General features: G+C 74.2%; 15 protein-coding genes. 12 read left to right on the top strand and 3 right to left on the bottom strand.

Going from position 1 to position 20,286, the window contains the following annotated elements; translation table 11 throughout:
* The first annotated feature begins 15 nt into the window (after window positions 1-15).
* The 7 genes from SMD11_RS13635 to SMD11_RS13605 all read left to right on the top strand — a co-directional run bounded on the left by SMD11_RS13635 (window position 16) and on the right by SMD11_RS13605 (window position 9,954).
* Window positions 16-1,764, top strand: a complete 1,749-nt coding sequence (locus tag SMD11_RS13635; protein ID WP_087926727.1) for an acyclic terpene utilization AtuA family protein — start codon at window positions 16-18, stop codon at window positions 1,762-1,764.
* A 31-nt stretch (window positions 1,765-1,795) separates the two neighbouring features.
* Window positions 1,796-3,394: an acyl-CoA carboxylase subunit beta gene (locus SMD11_RS13630; protein WP_087926726.1), complete on the top strand. Its 1,599-nt coding sequence runs from the start codon at window positions 1,796-1,798 to the stop codon at window positions 3,392-3,394.
* Between the two features lie 18 nt (window positions 3,395-3,412).
* The gene (locus SMD11_RS13625) at window positions 3,413-5,512 is read left to right on the top strand and encodes an acetyl/propionyl/methylcrotonyl-CoA carboxylase subunit alpha (RefSeq protein WP_087926725.1); all 2,100 of its coding nucleotides are present in this window, start codon (window positions 3,413-3,415) and stop codon (window positions 5,510-5,512) included.
* A complete protein-coding gene (locus tag SMD11_RS13620; protein WP_087926724.1) occupies window positions 5,509-6,672 on the top strand; it encodes an acyl-CoA dehydrogenase family protein in 1,164 nt (387 codons plus the stop codon). Before SMD11_RS13625 ends, SMD11_RS13620 begins: the two co-directional genes overlap by 4 nt.
* Window positions 6,673-6,687: 15 nt before the next feature.
* Window positions 6,688-7,428 carry an enoyl-CoA hydratase family protein gene (locus tag SMD11_RS13615; protein ID WP_087926723.1) on the top strand — a complete coding sequence of 247 codons (741 nt, stop codon included), beginning with the start codon at window positions 6,688-6,690 and terminating at the stop codon, window positions 7,426-7,428.
* A complete protein-coding gene (locus SMD11_RS13610; protein ID WP_087926722.1) occupies window positions 7,416-8,024 on the top strand; it encodes a TetR/AcrR family transcriptional regulator in 609 nt (202 codons plus the stop codon). Before SMD11_RS13615 ends, SMD11_RS13610 begins: the two co-directional genes overlap by 13 nt.
* A gap of 115 nt (window positions 8,025-8,139) precedes the next feature.
* Complete coding sequence (locus SMD11_RS13605; protein ID WP_087926721.1) at window positions 8,140-9,954, top strand: phosphocholine-specific phospholipase C; 1,815 nt, start codon at window positions 8,140-8,142, stop codon at window positions 9,952-9,954.
* 56 nt (window positions 9,955-10,010) lie between these two features.
* Here SMD11_RS13605 and SMD11_RS13600 read toward each other — a convergent pair whose 3' ends face one another.
* Window positions 10,011-11,114, bottom strand: a complete 1,104-nt coding sequence (locus tag SMD11_RS13600) for a citrate synthase 2 (protein WP_087926720.1) — start codon at window positions 11,112-11,114, stop codon at window positions 10,011-10,013.
* Between the two features lie 470 nt (window positions 11,115-11,584).
* Between SMD11_RS13600 and pdxH the strand changes: the two genes are divergently transcribed.
* Complete coding sequence (pdxH, locus tag SMD11_RS13595; protein WP_087930484.1) at window positions 11,585-12,208, top strand: pyridoxamine 5'-phosphate oxidase; 624 nt, start codon at window positions 11,585-11,587, stop codon at window positions 12,206-12,208.
* 508 nt (window positions 12,209-12,716) lie between these two features.
* Window positions 12,717-14,126, top strand: coding sequence for a PAS domain-containing protein (locus SMD11_RS13590; RefSeq protein WP_234366028.1), 1,410 nt, complete (start codon window positions 12,717-12,719; stop codon window positions 14,124-14,126).
* A 123-nt stretch (window positions 14,127-14,249) separates the two neighbouring features.
* Here the strand turns inward: SMD11_RS13590 and SMD11_RS13585 are convergent, their stop codons facing one another.
* Window positions 14,250-15,005: an SIS domain-containing protein gene (locus SMD11_RS13585; protein ID WP_087926718.1), complete on the bottom strand. Its 756-nt coding sequence runs from the start codon at window positions 15,003-15,005 to the stop codon at window positions 14,250-14,252.
* Window positions 15,006-15,202: 197 nt separating this feature from the next.
* On the opposite strand from SMD11_RS13585, the gene SMD11_RS13580 reads away from it, so the two are divergent.
* From SMD11_RS13580 to SMD11_RS13570, 3 genes are all read left to right on the top strand, one after another.
* Entirely contained in the window at window positions 15,203-15,895 is a 693-nt protein-coding gene (locus SMD11_RS13580) for a metal-dependent transcriptional regulator (RefSeq protein WP_087926717.1), read from the top strand.
* A 724-nt stretch (window positions 15,896-16,619) separates the two neighbouring features.
* Window positions 16,620-17,525 carry an alpha/beta fold hydrolase gene (locus SMD11_RS13575; RefSeq protein WP_087926716.1) on the top strand — a complete coding sequence of 302 codons (906 nt, stop codon included), beginning with the start codon at window positions 16,620-16,622 and terminating at the stop codon, window positions 17,523-17,525.
* A gap of 385 nt (window positions 17,526-17,910) precedes the next feature.
* On the top strand, window positions 17,911-19,326 hold the full coding sequence (locus tag SMD11_RS13570; RefSeq protein WP_087926715.1) for an FAD-dependent monooxygenase: 1,416 nt from the start codon (window positions 17,911-17,913) through the stop codon (window positions 19,324-19,326).
* A gap of 93 nt (window positions 19,327-19,419) precedes the next feature.
* Here the strand turns inward: SMD11_RS13570 and SMD11_RS13565 are convergent, their stop codons facing one another.
* A complete protein-coding gene (locus SMD11_RS13565; protein ID WP_418952522.1) occupies window positions 19,420-20,091 on the bottom strand; it encodes a bifunctional DNA primase/polymerase in 672 nt (223 codons plus the stop codon).
* Between the last annotated feature and the right edge of the window lie 195 nt (window positions 20,092-20,286).

The following is a 20,286-nucleotide window of genomic DNA, read 5'->3' as shown; positions in this document are numbered from 1 at the left end:
CCCCGGGAGCCCCCGATGACCGCCCCCTTACCTGCCCCCCGCCCCCGCGACCCCCTCCGCATAGGCAACTCCTCCGGCTTCTACGGCGACCGCTTCGACGCCGTCCGCGAGATGCTCACCGGCGGCCCCCTCGACGTCCTCACCGGCGACTACCTCGCCGAGCTCACCATGCTCATCCTCGGCCGCGACCGCCTCGCCGACCCCCGCCGCGGCTACGCCAAGACCTACCTCGCCCAGCTGGAGGAGTGCCTCGGCCTCGCCGTCGAGCGCGGCGTCAAGCTCGTCACCAACGCGGGCGGCCTCAACCCCGCCGGTCTCGCCGACGAGATCCGGGCCCTGGCCGGGCGGCTCGGCGTCGGCGCGCGGATCGCCCACGTCGAGGGCGACGACCTCCTGGGCACGCGCGACTGGGGCGAGGGCGTGCTCACCGCCAACGCCTATCTGGGCGGCGCCGGCATCGCCGCCTGCCTCCGGGCCGGCGCGGACGTCGTCGTGACCGGCCGCGTCACCGACGCCGCGCTCGTCACCGGCCCCGCCGCCGCGCACTTCGGCTGGCTCGCCGAGGACCTCGACCCGCTCGCCGGCGCCGTCGTCGCCGGACACGTCCTGGAGTGCGGCACGCAGGCCACCGGCGGCAACTACTCCTTCTTCCAGGAGCTGCCGGACACCCCCGGCCCCGACGGCCGCCGCCCCCTCCTCCCCGGCTTCCCCGTGGCCGAGATCCACGCCGACGGCTCCGCCGTCATCACCAAGCACCCCGGCACCGGCGGCGCCGTCACCACCGGCACCGTCACCGCCCAGCTCCTCTACGAGACGGCGGGCGCCCGCTACCTCGGCCCCGACGTCACCGCCCGCCTCGACACCGTCCGGCTCACCGACGCGGGCCCCGACCGGGTGCGGATCGACGGGGTGCGCGGCGAGCCGGCCCCCGCCACGCTCAAGACCGGCCTGACCCGCGTGGGCGGCTGGCGCAACGAGGTCGTCTTCGTCCTCACCGGACTCGACATCGAGGCCAAGGCCCGCATGGTGCGCGAGCAGCTCGGCGCCGCCCTCGCCCGGCGGCGCCCCGCCGAGGTCCGGTGGACCCTGGCCCGCACCGACCGGCCCGACGCGCCCGTGCAGGAGGAGGCGAGCGCCCTGCTGCGGCTCGTCGTCCGCGACCCCGACCCCGAGGCCGTCGGCCGCGCCCTCAGCGGTGCCGCGGTCGAGCTGGCCCTGGCCAGCTACCCCGGCTTCCACGTCACCGCCCCGCCCGGCAAGGGCACCCCCTACGGCGTCTTCGAGGCCGCCTACGTCGACGCGTACAGCGTGCGGCAGGTCGCCGTGCTGCCCGACGGCACCCGGCTGCGCGTACCGCCCGGCCCCCTCGCCGACCCCGGGCACCAGGAGCCGGACGACGAGCCGCCGCTGCCCCCGCCGCTGCCGCCCGGCCGCACCCGCCGCGCCCCCCTCGGCCTCGTCGCCGGGGCCCGCAGCGGCGACAAGGGCGGCTCCGCGAACATCGGCGTCTGGGCGCGCGGCGACGACGCCTGGCGGTGGCTCGCCCACGAGCTCACCGCCGACCGGCTCCGCGCCCTCCTCCCGGAGACCGGCCGGTTCCTCGTCCGGCGGCACGTCCTGCCCAACCTGCGGGCGCTGAACTTCACCGTCGACGGGCTCCTCGGCGAGGGCGTGGCCTCCCAGGCCCGCTTCGACCCGCAGGCGAAGGCCCTCGGCGAGTGGCTGCGCTCGCGCCACCTGGAGATACCGGAGGTGCTGCTGTGACGGTGCTGTCGTCCCTGCCGGAGGTGCTGCCGTGACGGTGCTGCCGTCCCTGCTCGACCCCTCGGGCCCGGAGTACGCCGCCGCCCGCGAGGCGATGCTCGCCCGGCTCGACGAGATCGGCGCCGAGCACGCGAAGGCCGTCGCCGGCGGCGGCGAGAAGTACGTCGCCCGCCACCGCGCCCGGGGCAAGCTCCTCGCCCGCGAGCGCGTCGAGCTCCTCCTCGACCCCGACACGCCCTTCCTGGAACTGTCCCCGCTGGCCGGCTGGGGCGGCGACCACACCGTCGGCGCCTCCCTCGTCACCGGCATCGGCGTCGTCGAAGGCGTCGAATGCCTCGTCACCGCCAACGACCCGACCGTGCGCGGCGGCGCCAGCAACCCCTGGACGCTGAAGAAGGCCCTCCGCGCCAACGAGATCGCCCGCGCCAACCGGCTGCCGGTGATCTCCCTCGTCGAATCCGGCGGCGCGGACCTCCCCAGCCAGAAGGAGATCTTCATCCCCGGCGGCGCGCTCTTCCGCGACCTCACCCGCCTCTCCGCCGCCGGCATCCCCACGATCGCCGTCGTCTTCGGCAACTCCACCGCCGGCGGTGCGTACGTACCCGGCATGTCCGACCACGTCGTCATGGTCAAGGAGCGGGCCAAGGTCTTCCTGGGCGGGCCGCCGCTGGTCAAGATGGCCACCGGCGAGGACGCCGACGACGAGTCGCTCGGCGGCGCGGAGATGCACGCGCGCGTCTCCGGGCTCGCCGACCACTTCGCCGTCGACGAGGCCGATGCCCTACGGCAGGCGCGGCGGATCGTCGCCCGGTTGAACTGGCGCAAGGCGCACGGGAGTCCGGGGGGCTCCGAGGCACCCCTCTATGACGAGGACGAGCTTCTCGGTGTCGTGCCCGGTGATCTCAAAGTGCCCTTCGACCCCCGTGAAGTCATCGCCCGCATCGTCGACGGGTCCGACTTCGACGAGTTCAAGCCCCTCTACGGCGCCAGCCTCGTCACCGGCTGGGCCCGGCTGCACGGGTATCCCGTCGGCATCCTCGCCAACGCCCAGGGTGTCCTCTTCAGCGCCGAGTCCCAGAAGGCCGCCCAGTTCATCCAGCTCGCCAACCAGCGCGACATCCCGCTCCTCTTCCTCCACAACACCACCGGCTACATGGTGGGCCGCGCGTACGAGCAGGGCGGGATCATCAAACACGGCGCCATGATGATCAACGCCGTGTCGAACTCCCGGGTGCCCCATCTGTCCGTCCTGATGGGCGCCTCCTACGGGGCCGGCCACTACGGCATGTGCGGCCGGGCCTACGACCCCCGGTTCCTCTTCTCCTGGCCCAGCGCCAAGTCCGCCGTCATGGGCCCGCAGCAGCTCGCCGGCGTCCTCTCCCTCGTCGCCCGCGCCTCCGCCGCCGCCAAGGGGCAGCCCTACGACGAGGACGCCGACGCCGGGCTGCGTGCCGTGGTCGAGCGGCAGATCGAGGCCGAGTCGCTGCCGGTGTTCCTCTCCGGACGGCTCTACGACGACGGCGTCATCGACCCGCGCGACACCCGCACCGTGCTCGGGATGTGTCTGTCCGCCGTCCACGGGGCGCCCGTCGAGGGCGTGCGCGGTGGGTTCGGCGTCTTCCGTATGTGACCTGTGAGGTTGTGCCCCGTGATCGGTTCCGTCCTTGTCGCCAACCGTGGCGAGATCGCCTGCCGCGTCTTCCGCACCTGCCGCGAGCTCGGCGTCTCCACGGTCGCCGTCCACTCCGACCCCGACGCCTCCGCCCGCCATGTGCGCGAGGCCGACGCGGCGGTGCGGCTGCCGGGTGCCGCGCCCGCCGACACGTATCTGCGCGGCGACCTCGTCGTGGCGGCCGCGCTCGCCGCCGGGGCCGACGCCGTCCACCCCGGCTACGGCTTCCTGTCCGAGAACGCCGGTTTCGCGCGCGCCGTCCTCGACGCCGGGCTCGTGTGGATCGGGCCGCCGCCGTCCGTGATCGCGTCCATGGCCTCCAAGACGCGGGCCAAGTCGCTGATGGGCGCCGCCGGGGTGCCCGTGCTCGATGTCCTGGACCCTGGTGACATCGGTGCCGGTGATCTGCCCGTGCTCGTCAAGGCCGTCGCGGGTGGGGGCGGCCGGGGCATGCGCGTCGTACGGTCGCTCGGCGAGCTGGACGACGCCCTCCTGTCCGCCCGTACCGAGGCCGCGGCCGCGTTCGGGGACGGCTCCGTGTTCGTCGAGCCGTACGTCGAGGGCGCGCGGCACGTCGAGGTGCAGATCCTCGCCGACGGGCACGGCGCCGTGTGGGCGCTCGGCACCCGGGACTGCTCCCTCCAGCGGCGGCACCAGAAGGTGATCGAGGAGGCGCCCGCTCCCGGGCTGTCCGAGGAGGCGCTGTCCGCGCTGCACGGGTTCGCCGTGGCCGGTGCGCGGGCCGTGGGGTACGTGGGTGCCGGGACCGTCGAGTTCCTGGTGGGGAAGGACGGGCGGGCCTGGTTCCTGGAGATGAACACCCGGCTCCAGGTGGAGCATCCGGTGACGGAGCTGGTCTACGGCGTGGACCTGGTGGCGTCGCAGATCCGGGTCGCGGAGGGGGCGGCGCTGGGGCCGGCGCCTGTCGCGTCGGGGCATGCGGTGGAGGCGCGGCTCTGCGCCGAGGATCCGGGGCGGGGGTGGCTTCCCTCGTCGGGGCGGGTGTTCGAGCTCGCCGTGGGCGCGGAGCCGTCCGGGGTGCGGCGCCGTGGCCTCCGGGGCAGGGGTCCGGGGCCGTATATTTACGGGCCCGGAACCCCGCACCACGACGGAACCCCCTCATCGGGCCCGCACATACACGTCAGCGCCCCGGACCCCTGCCCCTGCGGCCCCGTCGCCTCCCGTGGTTCCTCGGCCGCCCCCGTCCTGCGCGTCGACTCCGGTGTCTCCGCCGGTGATCTCGTCGGGGTGCACTACGACTCCCTGCTCGCCAAGGTCGTCGCCTGGGCCCCCACGCGTGGCGAGGCCATCCGGGTGCTCGCCTACTCGTTGTCGCGCGCTCGTGTCCATGGGCCCGTCACCAACCGGGAGTTGCTCGTACGGTCTCTTCGGCACCCCGATTTTGTGGGTGGCCTTGTCGATACCGGGTTCTACGAGCGGCATCTCGGCTCTCTTGTCGGGAGTGGTGATTCTTTTGCCTTGCGGCTCGCCGCTCTTGCCGCCGCTCTGGCTTCTGCCGCCCGTAGTCCTTCGCCTTTCGGTGGGTGGCGCAATCTTCCGTCTCAGCCGCAGGTCAAGCGCTTCCGCGTCGTGCCGGGGGGTGAGGAGATCGAGATCCGGTACCGGCTGGGGAGGGGCGGGCTGTCGGCCGAGGGGTTCCCGGGGGTGCTGCTCGTGCGGGCCGGGGGTGAGGAAGTCGTGCTGGAGGTGGACGGGGTGCGGCGTGTCTTTGATGTGTGCGTGTACGGGGATTCTGCTGTTCACGTCGGTGATTTCTCGCTGGTGCCTCTTTCCCGATTTCCCGAGCCCCGCGTCCATGCCGTCCCCGGCTCCCTCCTCGCTCCCATGCCCGGCACCGTCGTCCGGGTCGCCGACGGGGTGGCCGTGGGCGCGTCCGTGAAGGCGGGGGAGCCGCTGCTGTGGCTGGAGGCCATGAAGATGGAGCACCGCGTCGTCGCCCCCGCCTCCGGCACCCTCACCGCCCTGCACGCCGCCCCCGGCCACCAGGTCGAGGTCGGCACCCTGCTGGCCGTCGTCACCGCGCACGGTCCCGAGTCCGAGGAGCACACGCCATGAGCAACGCCCTCATCGAGAGCCAGGAACACCGCGACCTCCGCGCCGCCGTCGCCGCCCTCGGCGCGCGCTACGGCCGCGAGTACACCACCGCCGTCGTCCGCGACGGCAAGCAGCCCGACGAGCTGTGGGCCGAGGCCGGCAAGCTCGGCTACCTGGGCGTGAACCTGCCCGTCGAGTACGGCGGCGGGGGCGGCGGCATCGCCGAGCTCGCCCTCGTCCTGGAGGAGCTCGGCGCCGCCGGGTGCCCGCTGCTCATGATGGTCGTCTCGCCCGCCATCTGCGGCACCGTGATCTCCCGCTTCGGCACCTCCGCGCAGAAGGAGCGGTGGCTGCCCGGCCTCGCCTCCGGCACCCTCCGGATGGCCTTCGGCATCACCGAGCCCGACGCCGGGTCCAACTCCCACCGGATCACCACCACCGCCCGGAGGGAGGGCGGTGGGTGGGTGCTCAGCGGGCGGAAGGTCTTTGTCTCGGGCGTCGACATCGCTGACGCGACTCTCGTGGTCGGGCGGGCTCAGGACGCCCGGACGGGGGCTCTGAAGCCTTGTCTGTTCATCGTGGAGCGTGATGCCGCCGGGTTCCGGCGGAATCGCATTCCCATGGAACTCGCGGCCCCTGAGAAGCAGTTCGAGCTGGTCATGGACGACGTGCGGCTGCCCGCCGACGCCCTTGTCGGCTCCGAGGACGCCGGGCTGCTCCAGCTCTTCGCCGGGCTCAACCCCGAGCGGATCATGACCGCCGCCTTCGCGACCGGCATGGGCCGTTACGCCCTCGGCCGCGCCGTCGACTACGCCCGCACCCGCCAGGTGTGGAGCGAGCCCATCGGCGCCCACCAGGCCCTCGCCCACCCCCTGGCGCAGTCCCACATCGAGATCGAGCTCGCCCGGCTCATGACCGCCAAGGCCGCCGCGCTCTACGACGCCGGTGACGACGCGGGCGCGGGCGAGGCCGCCAACATGGCCAAGTACGCCGCCGCCGAAGCCGCCGTCCGCGCCGTCGACCGGGCCGTGCACACCCTGGGCGGCAACGGCCTCACCACCGAGTACGGGCTCGCCTCGCTGGTCACCGCGGCGAGGGTGGCGCGCATCGCTCCGGTCAGCCGCGAGATGATCCTCAATTATGTGTCGCACCGGACGCTGGGGCTTCCCAAGTCCTACTGAACGGAGGGGATCTCGATGGTGGTCCGCCGCGTGCGCGAGCACGGCATCACCCGCTTGACGCTCGATTCGCCGCACAACCGCAACGCCCTCTCGGCCCGGCTCGTCGGGGAGCTGCGCGAGGCGCTCGCCGCGGCGGCGGACGACCCGGGCACCCGCGCCGTCCTGCTCACCCACACCGGCAACACCTTCTGCGCCGGCGCCGATCTCGGTGAGGCGGGGGCGGGCGGGGCGGCGCCGCTCGGGCTCGTACGGCTGATGCGGGACCTCGTCGAGCTGCCCAGGCCCGTCGTCGCCGCCGTCACCGGGCACGTCCGGGCCGGCGGGCTGGGGCTGCTCGGCGCCTGTGACATCGCCGTGGCGGGGGAGGGGGCCTCGTTCGCCTTCACCGAGGCGCGGCTCGGGCTCGCCCCCGCCGTGATATCCATGCCGCTGCTGCCCCGCGTCCAGCCGAGGGCCGCCGCCCGCTACTACCTGACCGGGGAGCGCTTCGACGCCGCCGAGGCCGCCCGGATCGGGCTGATCACCGTGGCCGGCGAGCCCGACGAGGTGCTGCCCGCGGTGCTCGACGGGCTGCGGGCCGCCTCCCCGCAAGGGCTCGCCGAGTCCAAGCGGCTGGTCACCGCCGAGGTGCTGCGCGCCTTCGACCGCGACACGGGCGACCTGGCCGGGCTGTCGGCGCGGCTGTTCGCCTCGGACGAGGCGCGCGAGGGCATGACCGCCTTCCTGGAGCGGCGGGCCCCCGTATGGGCACGGTGACCAAGGGCCCCCAGCAGGACCGCAGCCGCGCCACCCGGATGCGCCTGCTGGAGGCGGCGATCGCCTGCCTGGCCGAGCACGGCTGGTCGGGGTCCACGGTGTCCGTGGTCGCCACCCGGGCGGGGGTGTCCCGGGGCGCCGCCCAGCACCACTTCCCCACCCGCGAGGACCTCTTCACGGCGGCCGTCGAGTACGTCGCCGAGCAGCGGTCCGCCGCGCTGCGCTCGGCGCTCGACCCCGTGCGGCACGTCGCCGGGCCGGCGCGTACGTACCTCGTGGTCAGGGAGCTGGTCGGGCTCTACACCGGGCCGCTGTTCCGGGCCGCCCTCCATCTGTGGGTGGCCGCCGCCGACGAGGAGCGGCTGCGGGCCGGGGTGACGGACCTGGAGGCGCGCGTCGGCCGGGAGACGCACCGGATGGCCGTGGAGCTGCTCGGCGCGGACGAGAAGCGGCCGGGCGTCCGCGAGACCGTGCAGGGCCTGCTCGACATGGCGCGCGGGCTCGGGCTCGCGAACCTGCTGACGGACGACACCGCGCGGCGGGAGCGGGTGGTCGACCACTGGGCCGGTCTCCTCGACGACGTGCTGCGCGGCTGACCCCTTCGTTCGCCTCGCGTGCGTCACCCTGTCATCCCCCGTCCATTCCTTCGCACGCGCTACGCGGCTACCGTGCGGGGCGCCCGCCCAGCCCCGCACCCCGAGGAGCCGCACAGTGCCAGCCTTGACGCGTCGTCAGTTCGTGGGGACCACCGCCGCCGTGGCGGCCGCCGGAGTGCTCGGGGCGGAGGCGGCCGGCCCGGCCGCCGCGTCCGCCCAGGGCCTCGGCCAGGTCCGCCACATCGTCGTGCTCATGCAGGAGAACCGCAGCTTCGACCACTACCTCGGCACCCTGAGCGGCGTCCGGGGCTTCGACGACCGGCAGGGGCTCGTCTTCCCCGACGGCACCGGGGTGCTGCGCCAGCCCGACCCCGCCCGCAAGGACGGCGGCCGCATGCTGCCCTACCGGATGGACACCACCCGCTACAACGCCCAGAACGCCGACGGCCTCCCGCACGGCTGGAAGGACGGGCACGACGCGATCAACCGCGGCGCGATGAACCAGTGGATATCCGCCAAGGGCGAGCGCTGCATGGGCTACTTCACCCGCGAGGACATCCCCTACCAGTACGCCCTCGCCGACGCCTTCACCGTCGCCGACCACTACTTCTGCTCCATGGCCGGGCCCACCGACCCCAACCGGCTCTACCTCTGGTCGGGCACCGCCGGGCCCGGCACCGACGGCACCACCGGGCCGTTCACCGACAACAGCGTCGTCACCGACAACCCCGTCGCCGACTGGACCACCTACGCCGAGCGCCTGGAGCGGGCCGGGGTGAGCTGGCGGGTCTACCACAACCCGGGCAAGGACCCCCGGTACGGCGACTACGACGACAACGGGCTCTCGTACTTCCGGCAGTTCCACGCCTTCCCGCACGACGACCCGCGCTACGTCAACGCCATGACGAAGTTCGACCTCACCGCCTTCGACCGGCACTGCAAGGACGGCACCCTGCCGACCGTGTCCTGGCTGGTGGCGCCCTATCTCTTCTCCGAGCACCCGGCGGCCAGCCCCGACTACGGCGCCGACTACGTGAACACCGCGCTCCAGTCGCTGTTCGCCAACCCCGAGGTGTGGAAGCACACCGTGTTCCTGGTGATGTACGACGAGAACGACGGCTACTTCGACCACGTCGTCCCGCCCTTCCCGCCGGCCGGCACCCCCGGCGAGTTCGTCGGCGGCCTGCCGATCGGGCTCGGCAACCGGGTGCCGCTGTGGGTGATCTCGCCCTGGTCGCGCGGCGGATGGGTGAACTCCCAGGTCTTCGACCACACCTCGGTGCTGCGCTTCATGGAGCGGGTGACGGGCGTCCGCGAGCCGAACATCAGCGACTGGCGGCGGGCCGTCTGCGGCGACCTGACCAGCTGCTTCGACTTCGCCCGGCCGGACTTCTCGGTGCCCTCGCTGCCCGACACCAAGGAGCTCGTCCGCAAGGCCGACGCCGGCGCCAAGCTGCCGCCCGTCAAGCTCCCCGCCCACGGGCAGCAGACCCTCCCCGTGCAGGAGCCGGGCGCCCGCCCGTACCGGATGCTGCCCTACGCGCCCGAGGCCGCCGTCACCGTGGACCGGGCGCGCGGCCGCGTGGTGTGCGCGATGACCAACGCCGGCGCCGCGGCCTTCCACTTCACCGTCTTCCCCAACATCCGGCTGCCGTTCGCCGGGACGCCGTACACCGTCGCGCCGGGCGCCCGCGCGGAGTACGTCTGGGAGACCGCCGGCACCGACGGCGCGTACGACTTCACGGTCTACGGCGCCGACGGCTTCCTGCGCCGCTTCAAGGGCACCGTGAAGGGGCCCGTCGTCGCCGAGCGGACCGCCCGTGAGCTCGCCGGTGCCACGACGGCAGGGCGCTACGACGTGACCGTCACCGGCGCGGACGGCTTCCTGCGGCGGGTGGCCGGCACCTGGTACGGGCCGGCGGCGGGCTGACGGACCGTTTCTCCGTGCCCCGCTCGCGCCGGGAGCGGGGCACCACCGCGGGGGGCTCAGCTCCCGGCGAGCTCGCCGAAGCCCGTGACCTCGCGCGGGTCGCGCGGGCCCGGGCCCACGTACCGCGCCGAGGGCCGCACCAGGCGGCCGGTGCGCTTCTGCTCCAGGATGTGCGCGCTCCAGCCCGCCGTACGGGCGCACGTGAACATCGACGTGAACATGTGCGCCGGGACCTCGGCGAAGTCCAGCACGATCGCCGCCCAGAACTCCACGTTGGTGGCCAGCACCCGGTCCGGGCGGCGGTTGTGGAGCTCCTCCAGGGCCGCCTTCTCCAGCGCCTCGGCGACCTCGAAGCGCGGCGCCGCCAGCTCCTTGGCCGTACGGCGCAGCACGCGGGCGCGCGGGTCCTCGGCGCGGTAGACGCGGTGGCCGAAGCCCATGAGGCGCTCCCCGCGGTCCAGGGCGCCCTTCACATAGGCCTTGGCGTCACCCGTGCGCTCGATCTCCTCGATCATGCCGAGGACGCGGGACGGCGCGCCGCCGTGCAGCGGGCCGGACATCGCGCCGACCGCGCCGGAGAGCGCGGCGGCCACGTCGGCGCCGGTGGAGGCGATGACGCGGGCGGTGAACGTGGAGGCGTTCATGCCGTGCTCGGCGGCCGAGGTCCAGTAGGCGTCGACGGCCCGGACGTGCTTGGGGTCGGGCTCGCCGCGCCAGCGCTTCATGAACCGCTCGACGACGGTCTCCGCCTTGTCGATCTCCCGCTGCGGGACCATCGGCAGGCCCTGGCCGCGCGCCGACTGGGCGACGTAGGACAGCGCCATGACGGCGGCGCGGGCCAGGTTGTCGCGGGCCGTCGCCTCGTCGATGTCGAGGAGGGGCTTCAGGCCCCACACGGGGGCGAGCATGGCGAGCGCGGACTGCACGTCGACGCGGATGTCGCCCGAGTGGACCGGGATCGGGAAGGGCTCGGCGGGCGGCAGGCCGGGGTTGAACGAGCCGTCGACCAGCAGGCCCCAGACGTTGCCGAAGGACACCTGGCCGACCAGGTCCTCGATGTCCACACCGCGGTAGCGGAGCGAGCCGCCTTCCTTGTCGGGTTCGGCGATCTCCGTCTCGAACGCGACGACTCCTTCGAGTCCGGGTACGAAGTCGGACATCAGGCGGCTCCTCGTGAGGTGTACGACAAGGTGGGCGCCGATCCGGTTACGCGGCTGCGCTGGCGGCTCGCGGTCCGTTTTCGGTCAACCCGGTAATGCCCCGTGCGGCTGTCCTTCACCCGGCTCCGGGCCCGGTCCTTCGCGGGCGGCGGCCGCCGGGCGGCTTCCGGACAGTGAGGCCGGACACGATAGTCGGTGAGACGCGGGCGCCACAGCCACCCGCCCTGCGATTTTGGGGGGTCCCGCACACGCGGGGAAGGGTGATGTCCGGCACACCAGGGGTTTCGCCCGCCGGAGGATTACGGACGCCCGGTACCGGGCAAGCTGATCGGCCGCGTCCGTCCGGGGGGCCCGCGAAGATCCCTTGCCGTTCTGTGGGGACCTGACAGGATGACCGCGTGACCCAAGCCGACGCGTTCGACGAGTTCTCCGCCGCCGGGACCTCCGGCGATGTCCTCGACCCCGCCGTCATGCGCGAGCAGTACCGCACCGGGGACCTCCTGGAGGAGTCCCTCGCCCCGGGCCCGTACGAGCAGTTCGCGCTGTGGTTCGCGCAGGCGTTCAGGAGCGGCCTGCCCGAGCCCAACGCGATGATCGTGTCCACCGCCGACGCCACCGGCCGGCCCAGCTCGCGCACGGTGCTGCTCAAGGGCTACGACGAGCGCGGCTTCGTCTTCTTCACCAACTACGCCTCCCGCAAGGGCACCGAACTCACCGGGAACCCCCAGGTCTCGCTGCTCTTCCCGTGGTACCCGCTGGCCCGTCAGGTCATCGTCGGCGGCACCGCCGAGCGGGTCGGCCCGGCCGAGACGGCCGCCTACTTCCGGTCCCGGCCCCGCGGCTCGCAGCTCGGCGCGTGGGCGAGCGCGCAGTCGACGGTGGTCTCCTCGCGCGCCGAGATCGACGCGGCCTACGCGGCGGTGGCCGCCCGCTTCCCGGAGGGCGGGCCGGTGCCCGTGCCCGAGGGCTGGGGAGGCTTCCGGGTGACGGCGGAGACCGTGGAGTTCTGGCAGGGCCGGGAGAACCGGCTGCACGACCGGCTCCGATATGTGCGCTCCGGCGACGGCTGGCGCGTGGAACGGCTCTGCCCGTAACCGGATCGGTGGTACGAGAGCGGCGTAAGTCGCCGACCCTGCCGGAAGGCACCTGAATTCGCCGTTGCGGCACTTCCGGTGTTTTCCGGCGCTTTCTCATGATTCCGGCGACAGCCGTGGCGCCGGTGAATTCCGGCGGCCCGGAATGCCCGGGAACGCAGACGATCCGTGGGCCGGCTACCGCCGCGCCGCGGGTGCGGCGCGACGGTGCCGAGCGGACGACTCGGCGGCCCACGGATCGGGTGACTGCTTGGGATTGGCCGGCGTGGCCGGCGCTGCGCTTGGCGCGACGACGGGCGCTAGCCCGCAGTCACCTCACGCGTCCGGAAAGAAATCATGTCCCGAACCACCTCCCTTCTCGTGTGCACACCACGGTAGGCAGCCGTCCCGGCGGCGACAACCGAATTTCCTGTGGCATCGATTTCCGCGAAGTCCGTGTGGTGCCCATCACGGTCGAGTTGAATGCGGTCGTGCAGGACAAGCAGACGCGGCCGGCAGGGGGTTCCTCGTGACCGCACCACACCAGTCCGGCCCGGCCCGCCCCGACGCGGCGGCCGGGCGGGGGCCCGGAGCGGAGGCGGCTGTCGACACCGACGACTCGGACCTTCTCGCGGCCCTCCTGGACGGCATGGACGCCGCCCTGTGCGCCTTCGACGCCGGGGGCACGGTCACCCACTGGAACCGCGAGGCCGAGCGGATACTCGGCTGGACGGCGGCGGAGGCCGTCGGGCGGGAGGGCCTGGCCGGCTGGGCGGTGCGCGCGGCGGACGCCGGGGAGGTCACCGCGCGGCTCTCCGCCGCGATGACGGCCCAGGGCCGCCAGGTGCACGAGTTCCCGCTGCTCACCAAGGGCGGCGGCCGGGTCCTGGTGCGCACCCAGCTGTCGGCGGTGCCGGGCGCGGGCGGCCGGGCCGCCGGCGTCTACTGCGCCTTCAGCGAGGTGCACACCCAGATCGACCTGGAGCGCTCGATCGCCCTGAGCGAGGCCCTGTTCGGCGACGCCTCCTGGGGCGTCGTCCTCGTCGACGCGGACCTGCGCCCCGCCCTCGCCAACGCCCACGCGGCACGCGCCCTCCGTACGGGCCGCACGGCGCTGCTGGGCCGCCCCCTGGGCGAACTCCTGGAGCACGGCGTCGAGGAGGTCGAGGGCGCCCTCCAGCACGTCCTGGCGGCCGGCGCGCCGCCCGCCCCCACCGACCTGTGGGTGACGCTGCGGGACCAGGGCGGCGCCCCGCCGGAGCGCCGCTGCTGGCGCAGCGGCTTCCTCCGGCTGGCCTCGCCGCTCGCCGAGGAGCCCGTGCCGCTCGGCGTGGCCTGGCTGTTCATGGACGTCACGGCGGCCCGGCTGGTCGAGCAGGAGAGCGCGCGGCTGCGCTTCCGGGGCAGCCAGCTGCACCGGGCGGGCCGCGCGGTCGCCGAGTGCGAGGACCCCGTCGAGGCCGCGTCCCTGTTCCTGGACTTCGCCCTGGCCGGCTTCGCCGACCACGCCCTCGTCGACCTGCTGTCCGAGCCCGGCCCGGCCCCGGAGCCGCCGCTCCGGCTGGTCCGCGCCGTGGCCACGCCCACCGGCACCCCGGGCCCGTCCCCGACGACCGCCCCCGGCGGCCTCCCCGTGCCCTACCCGGAGGGCCACCCGGCACCGCAGGCGATCGAGCGCTGCGGCTCGGTCCGCGCCGCCTCGGACTGCACGGAGAACTGGGCCGCGTCCCGCAAATGGCCCGAGGGCACGGTCCACGCCCTCTCCACGCCCCTCCGCAGCCGGGGCCGCACCCTGGGCGCCGTCACCTTCCTGCGGGGGCCGTCCCGCCGCCCGTTCGACAGGGGCGACGCGGCGTACGCGGAGGACGTCTCGACACGGGTGGCGGCGGCGCTGGACCTGGCGGGGGCGGTCGCGAAATCCAGCCCGTCCGGCGCTTGAGGGACCGGGGTCCGGGGGCGAAGCCCCGCCACGCGGCGGAGCCGCACATCGGATGCAGCGGGGAGGGGCGGGGTGGGGGAAGGCCCCGCCGGCAGGCGCCTGATGCCGCCCGCCGCCGCGCGGCTAGTGCCGGAAGAAGATCCGGTCCCCGTAGTCGCTCATCACCCGCCCGTTCCACTCGTGCCCACCGTCCACGTTCCCCGACCGCAGCATCGGCGGGTCGATCCCCCGCTCCGCCAGCGCCCCCACCGCCTCCACCACCACGGCCTGCATCAGCGCACTCGTCACCACGGTCGACGCCGGGCCGAACGGCGCCTCGATCCCCTCCGCCCTGATCTCCGCGTCCCCGATGTCGATCTTGCTGTCGACGACGAGGTCGCAGTGGTCCTTCAGGAAGGTCCCCGACACGTGCCGGGACTTCGTGTGCTCGGCGTAGGCGAGCGAGGTGACGCCGATGACCTTCAGGCCCAGCGCGCGGGCGTTCATCGCCATCTCGACCGGAAGGGAGTTCCGCCCGGACAGCGAGATGACGATCAGCAGGTCGCCCGGCTGCGCCGGACTCGTGTCCAGGACCGCGCCGGCGAGCCCGTTCACCCGCTCCAGCGCGCTGCCGAGCGTGGCGGGCACGATGTCGAGGCCCATCACGCCGGGCACGGCGAGGAGGTTGATCAGGGCGAGCCCGCCCGCGCGGTAGACGACGTCCTGCGCGGGGAGCGAGGAGTGCCCGGCGCCGAAGACGAAGAGCCGGCCGCCGTCCGCCACCGTGTCGGCGATCAGCGAACCGGCCTCGGCGATCCGCCCGGCCTCCTCGTCACGCACCCGCTGGAGCAGCCCGATCGCGGCGTCGAAGAACTGCCCGGCCAGCTTGTTCTCGCTCATCGCCGAGGGGCTCCTAACCTCAAGATCCGATGGGGCGTACGGCCTGGCGTACGCTCGTGGCGCGGATCACGTTGCGGTCTGGACCTGGGCGCTGTCAATACGACGGCGGCCGACAGGGGCGTACGCGGCACCGTTGTCGGTGATATGCGTCAGAATTGAGTCCAGGGGCCACGCGCACGACATATCAAGGGGCACGCATGTCCGGACTGATCGACACCACGGAGATGTATCTCCGCACCATTCTCGAGCTCGAGGAAGAAGGTGTGGTCCCCATGCGCGCCCGCATCGCCGAGCGGCTCGACCAGAGCGGACCGACGGTGAGCCAGACCGTGGCGCGCATGGAGCGCGACGGCCTGGTGTCCGTCGCCGGGGACCGCCACCTGGAGCTCACCGAGGAGGGCCGCCGCCTGGCGACCCGTGTGATGCGCAAGCACCGCCTCGCCGAGTGCCTGCTCGTCGATGTGATCGGCCTGGAGTGGGAGCAGGTGCACGCCGAGGCCTGCCGCTGGGAGCACGTGATGAGCGAGGCCGTGGAGCGGCGGGTGCTGGAGTTGCTGCGCCACCCCACCGAGTCGCCTTACGGCAACCCCATCCCGGGCCTGGAGGAGCTGGGCGAGAAGCCCGAGCCCGACCCGTTCCTCAACGACGGCATGGTCAGCCTGATGGACCTGGAGCCGGGCGCGGACGGCAAGACCGTCGTCGTCCGCCGCATCGGGGAGCCCATCCAGACGGATCCTCAGCTGATGTACACGCTGCGCCGGGCCGGTGTGCAGCCGGGCGCGGTGGTGAGCGTCACGGAGTCCGCCGGCGGGGTGCTGGTGGGCAGCAGCGGGGAGGCCGCGGAGCTGGAGGCGGACATCGCGATGCACGTCTTCGTCGCCAAGCGCTGACACCGCCGCGCGGAGCTTGTCACGGGGGTCGCCGGTGGGCGGCCCCCGTTTCGTGTTCCCGGGCCCTGTTCCCGGGTCCGGGTCGGACGCGTCCGGGGCCCGGCCCGGGTGGGGCCGAAGCGGGCCGGAGGGGAACCGGAGCCGGAGCGGAACCGGACCGGATGCGCCCAACTCCCTTGAATCCGGCCGGAGTCGGCGTATTCGGCACGGCGGATCCCCGGGCGTGTCACCCTGACGCTGACACGGACGCGCGGCGCGCCGCCGCGGCTCGGGGAGGGGCTGGTCGGTGTGGCGGGTGTGGCCGGTGCGCGTGCCCCCGTACGCCGTGGGCGGCCGTCCGGGCGGGGGCGCCCGTGGCGGATCCGGCAGCCGTCGCGGGAGTGGCGGCCGAGGCGGGTGGTCGTGGTGAGAGAGGTGCCCGGGGGTGCGGCCGGCGGTCATGGCGAGGGCCCCGGCGCTCTCGCGAGCTGCCGGGGCCCTGCCTCCCCATATACCCCCGTGGCGACCCGGAGCCCCGAGCTCCCAGGGTGCGCCCCGCGGACCTTTCTTCCCCGAGCGGTCCGCGCCCAGGTCGATTACTCCCCTGGGTGCCGCCGGTCAACCCTTCAGCAAGGTCACTCGAAAGAGGGGTGTTGCGTGGGGTGTTGCGTGCGACGGACGTGTATTCGAATCTATGTTCTATACGAGGTAGCGGCCCGGGGGAGAAGTGGGGGTGCCAGGAATCATGGTGCGGCGTATCGACGTGAGCGGGAGCGGCGGAGTGCGGCTCGCGGCCTGGGAGTTCGCCGATCCGCCGAAGAGCCGCTGCGAGGGTGGCCCGGCCGGCGCGGACAGCGGGGCCGGTCCGGGCGGCTTCGACGGCCAGGGCGCGGTGCTGCTGCTCCACGGCCTGCTGGGCCGGGCCGCGCACTGGGCGGACACCGCCCGCTGGCTCTCCACGCGCCACCGGGCGATCGCCCTGGACCAGCGGGGCCACGGCCGCAGCGAGCGCCCCGCCGAGGGCCCGTACACCCGCGAGGCGTACGTGGCGGACGCCCTGGCCGCCGTGGAGCTGCTCGGGCTCGCGCCCGTCACGCTGATCGGCCACGCCATGGGCGCGCTCACCGCCTGGCAGCTCGCGGCCCGCCGCCCGGACCTGGTCCGCGCCCTGGTCGTCTGCGAGATGCGGGCCTCCGCGCTGGGCGCGGCCAGCCAGCGCGAGTGGAGCGACTGGTTCAGGTCCTGGCCGGTGCCCTTCGCGACCCTCGCGGACGTCCGCCGCTGGTTCGGCGAGGACGACCCGGCCCTGGAGCGCCCCCGCCCGGCCCGCGGCGACTTCTACGCCGAGGTGATGGCCGAGCGCGCGGACGGCTGGCGCCCGGTCTTCTCCCGCCGCCACATGCTGAACGCCCGGGAGACGTACGCCCACGACGCCCACTGGGAGGACCTCGCCCTGGTCGAGTGCCCGACCCTCGTCGTCCGCGGCCTCGACGGCGAACTGGGCCGCGCGGAGGCGCAGGAGATGGTCCGGGTCCTGCCGCGCGGGACGTACGCGGAGGTCCCTGACGCGGGGCATCTCGTGCATTACGACGAGCCGGTGGGGTGGCGGCGGGTGGTGGAGCCGTTCTTGGAGGGTGCGGGGAGGGGGTGAGGGGGGCGGGTCGGGGTGTGGCTCGGTGGGTGGTGGTGCGCCCGCGGCGGGCCTTTTCCCCAGCCCCGCCCCTTCCCGGAACCGGGGCTCCGCCCCGGACCCCGGTCCTCGGGCTGATTTCAGCCCGTCCGGCGCTTGAGGACACCGCGCGGAGCGCGGAAAGGGGCCTGGGGGCGAAGTCCCCAGTTCCGGGAAGGGGCGGGGTGGGGAAAAGGCCCCGCGCAGCGGCACCCCGCCCGCCGCCCGCACCACCGCCCCGCACCCCGCACCACCATCCCGCCCCCACCCCCCCCGGCAAATTAATTCAACACTCGTTGACATAACCCCGTCCCCGGGTGTGCACTGGCAGTACGGCCGCCCCGGCCACCCGCCCCGAGGAGCCACCATGTCCTCCACGCACACAGACCACGCCCCCCAGACCCTCGTCGTAGGAGCCGGCCCCACCGGCCTCCTCCTCGCCGGAGACCTCGCCGCCGCGGGCGTCCCCGTGACCCTCGTGGAGCGGCGGGCCCGGGAGTCCAACCTCACCCGGGCGTTCGCCGTGCACGCCCGCACCCTGGAGGTCCTCGACGCGCGCGGGCTGGCCGAGGAGCTGCTCGGTACGGGCACGTTCCAGGACACCTTGCGTTTCTTCGGCCGGGCCAGGGTCGACCTCTCCCGGCTGCCCACCCGCTTCCCCGGCGTCCTGCTGACCCCGCAGTACGAGATCGAGCGGATCCTGGAGAGGCGCGCCGTCGAGGCGGGCGCCCGGATCCTGCGCGGCACCGAGGTCGTCGGCCTGCGGCAGGACGCCGGCGGCGTCGACGTGGACGTCCGCACCGAGGCGGGGGAGCGGCGGCTGCGCGCCGCCTACGCCGTCGGCGCGGACGGCGTCCACAGCGGCGTACGGAAGGCGCTGGGCATGCCGTTCCCGGGGAAGTCCGTGCTCCGCTCCGTCATGCTCGCCGACGTCCTCCTCGACACCCCGCCCACCACCCTGCCCGCTTTCAACGCCGGCCCGGCGGGCTTCGCGTTCGTCGTGCCGTTCGGCGACGGCTGGTACCGCGTCATCGCCTGGCGGCGCGGCTGCGAACTGCCGTCCGACGCGCCCGTGGACATGGCGGACCTGCGGGACCTCATGCGCACCGTCCTCGGCACCGACCACGGGATGCGGGACCCCCGCTGGACCTCGCGCTTCCACAGCGACGAGCGGCAGGTGCCGCACTACCGCGACGGCCGGGTCTTCCTCGCCGGCGACGCCGCGCACGTCCACTCGCCCGCCGGCGGCATGGGCATGAACGCCGGGATCCAGGACGCGGCCAACCTCGGCTGGAAGCTCGCGGCCGTCCTCCAGGGCCGGGCCGGTGACGCCCTCCTGGACAGCTATCACGACGAGCGGCACCCCGTCGGCAAGCTCGTCCTGCGCCTCAGCGGTGCCATTGTCCGGGCCGCCCTGCTGGGCTCGCCCGTCGCCCGCGGTCTGCGGGAGGCCGCCACCGCGGCCGCCGGGGCCGTGCCCTTCGTCACCCGCCGGGGCGGCCTGCTGGTGTCGGGCATCGGCATCGACTACCCCGCGCCGCCCGGCGCCCATCCGTGGACCGGCCGGCGCGTCCCCGACCTGCCGCTGAGGGAGACCGCGGGCGGGCCCTCGCGCCTGTACGAGGCGCTGCGCGCCGGTTCGTATGTGCGCGTCCTCCCGCGCGGGGTGAGCGCACGGGAGGAGGAGGGCGTCGTCACGGTGACCCGCGCCGACGCCCGCCCGACGACCCTGCTCGTACGGCCCGACGGCCACGTGGCGGAGGCCTCGGGTACGACGGCCTGAGGAGGGAACGGGGCAGGGGCCGGGGAGCGGGGGCCGGGGGACCCGGGAGGCCGGGGGCGGGCCCTCGGCCGTCCTCCCCGGCCCCGCCGCGCGTCACCTGCGCCGCGCGTCCTGGGCGTCGCAGGCGCAGGCGTACGCCAGGGAGCTGACGAGCTCCTCCGCGTCGGGCAGCCAGCGGTTGGCGGCGGTGGGCTGGCGGGCCCACTGCACCGAGCCGCGCGAGCCCATCCGCGTCGGGGGCGCGACCACGTAGTCGCCCTCGCCGCGCGCGACCAGGTCGAGCAGGGAGGGCCGCCAGCCCAGCTTCCCGGCGAGGACGGGGGCCTTCAGGGCGCCACCGGGCAGCACGAAGAACAGCATCCGGCCGTACGGGGTGGAGGTGACCGGGCCGAGGGCGGTCCCCATGCGCTCCATGCGGGCCAGCGCCAGACACCCGGCGCTCTCCGGCACCTCCAGGGCGTCGAAGGTGCGGCCGGTGGGCAGCAGGACCGAGGCGGCGGGCCGCTTGTCCCACATCCGGCGGGCGGCGACCGCGCTGCCGGTGGCCTGGGTCGCCCAGTCGGGCCGGGACGGGTGCGCGCCGGGGGCCGGGCAGTCGAGCTCGCCGCACGAGCAGCGCTCCCCGCCCTCCTCGGTCACCAGCCAGGTGCCGGCGAATACGTCCCAGTGCCGCTCCTCCGCATACCGAACAGCGGCGTCGAGCAGCTGCTCGCCGCGTTGTTGGGGGATGTGCGGTGCTCCTACTACTCCGATGGTCTCTTCCACGTCCATCACAACTCCCCTTGTCACGAGGGGTTACGGCTCAGGCTCACGCTTGTGGGCGGCGATCGGATATGCACATGGGGCGCACGGATGCATGTGCGGGGGCGCAGACGCGGGTTCGCCGCCGAGGGTGGGTAGCCACCTGCGAAGCGGTGAGGGCGATGCAGTCAATGTCTGGCCATTGCCGCCTTTACGTCA

The sequence above is a fragment of the Streptomyces albireticuli genome, from assembly GCF_002192455.1.
Taxonomy (GTDB): Bacteria; Actinomycetota; Actinomycetes; order Streptomycetales; family Streptomycetaceae; genus Streptomyces; species Streptomyces albireticuli_B.
Note: the sequence above shows the minus strand (reverse complement) of the source record. Positions and strands in the feature narration are given on the sequence as shown.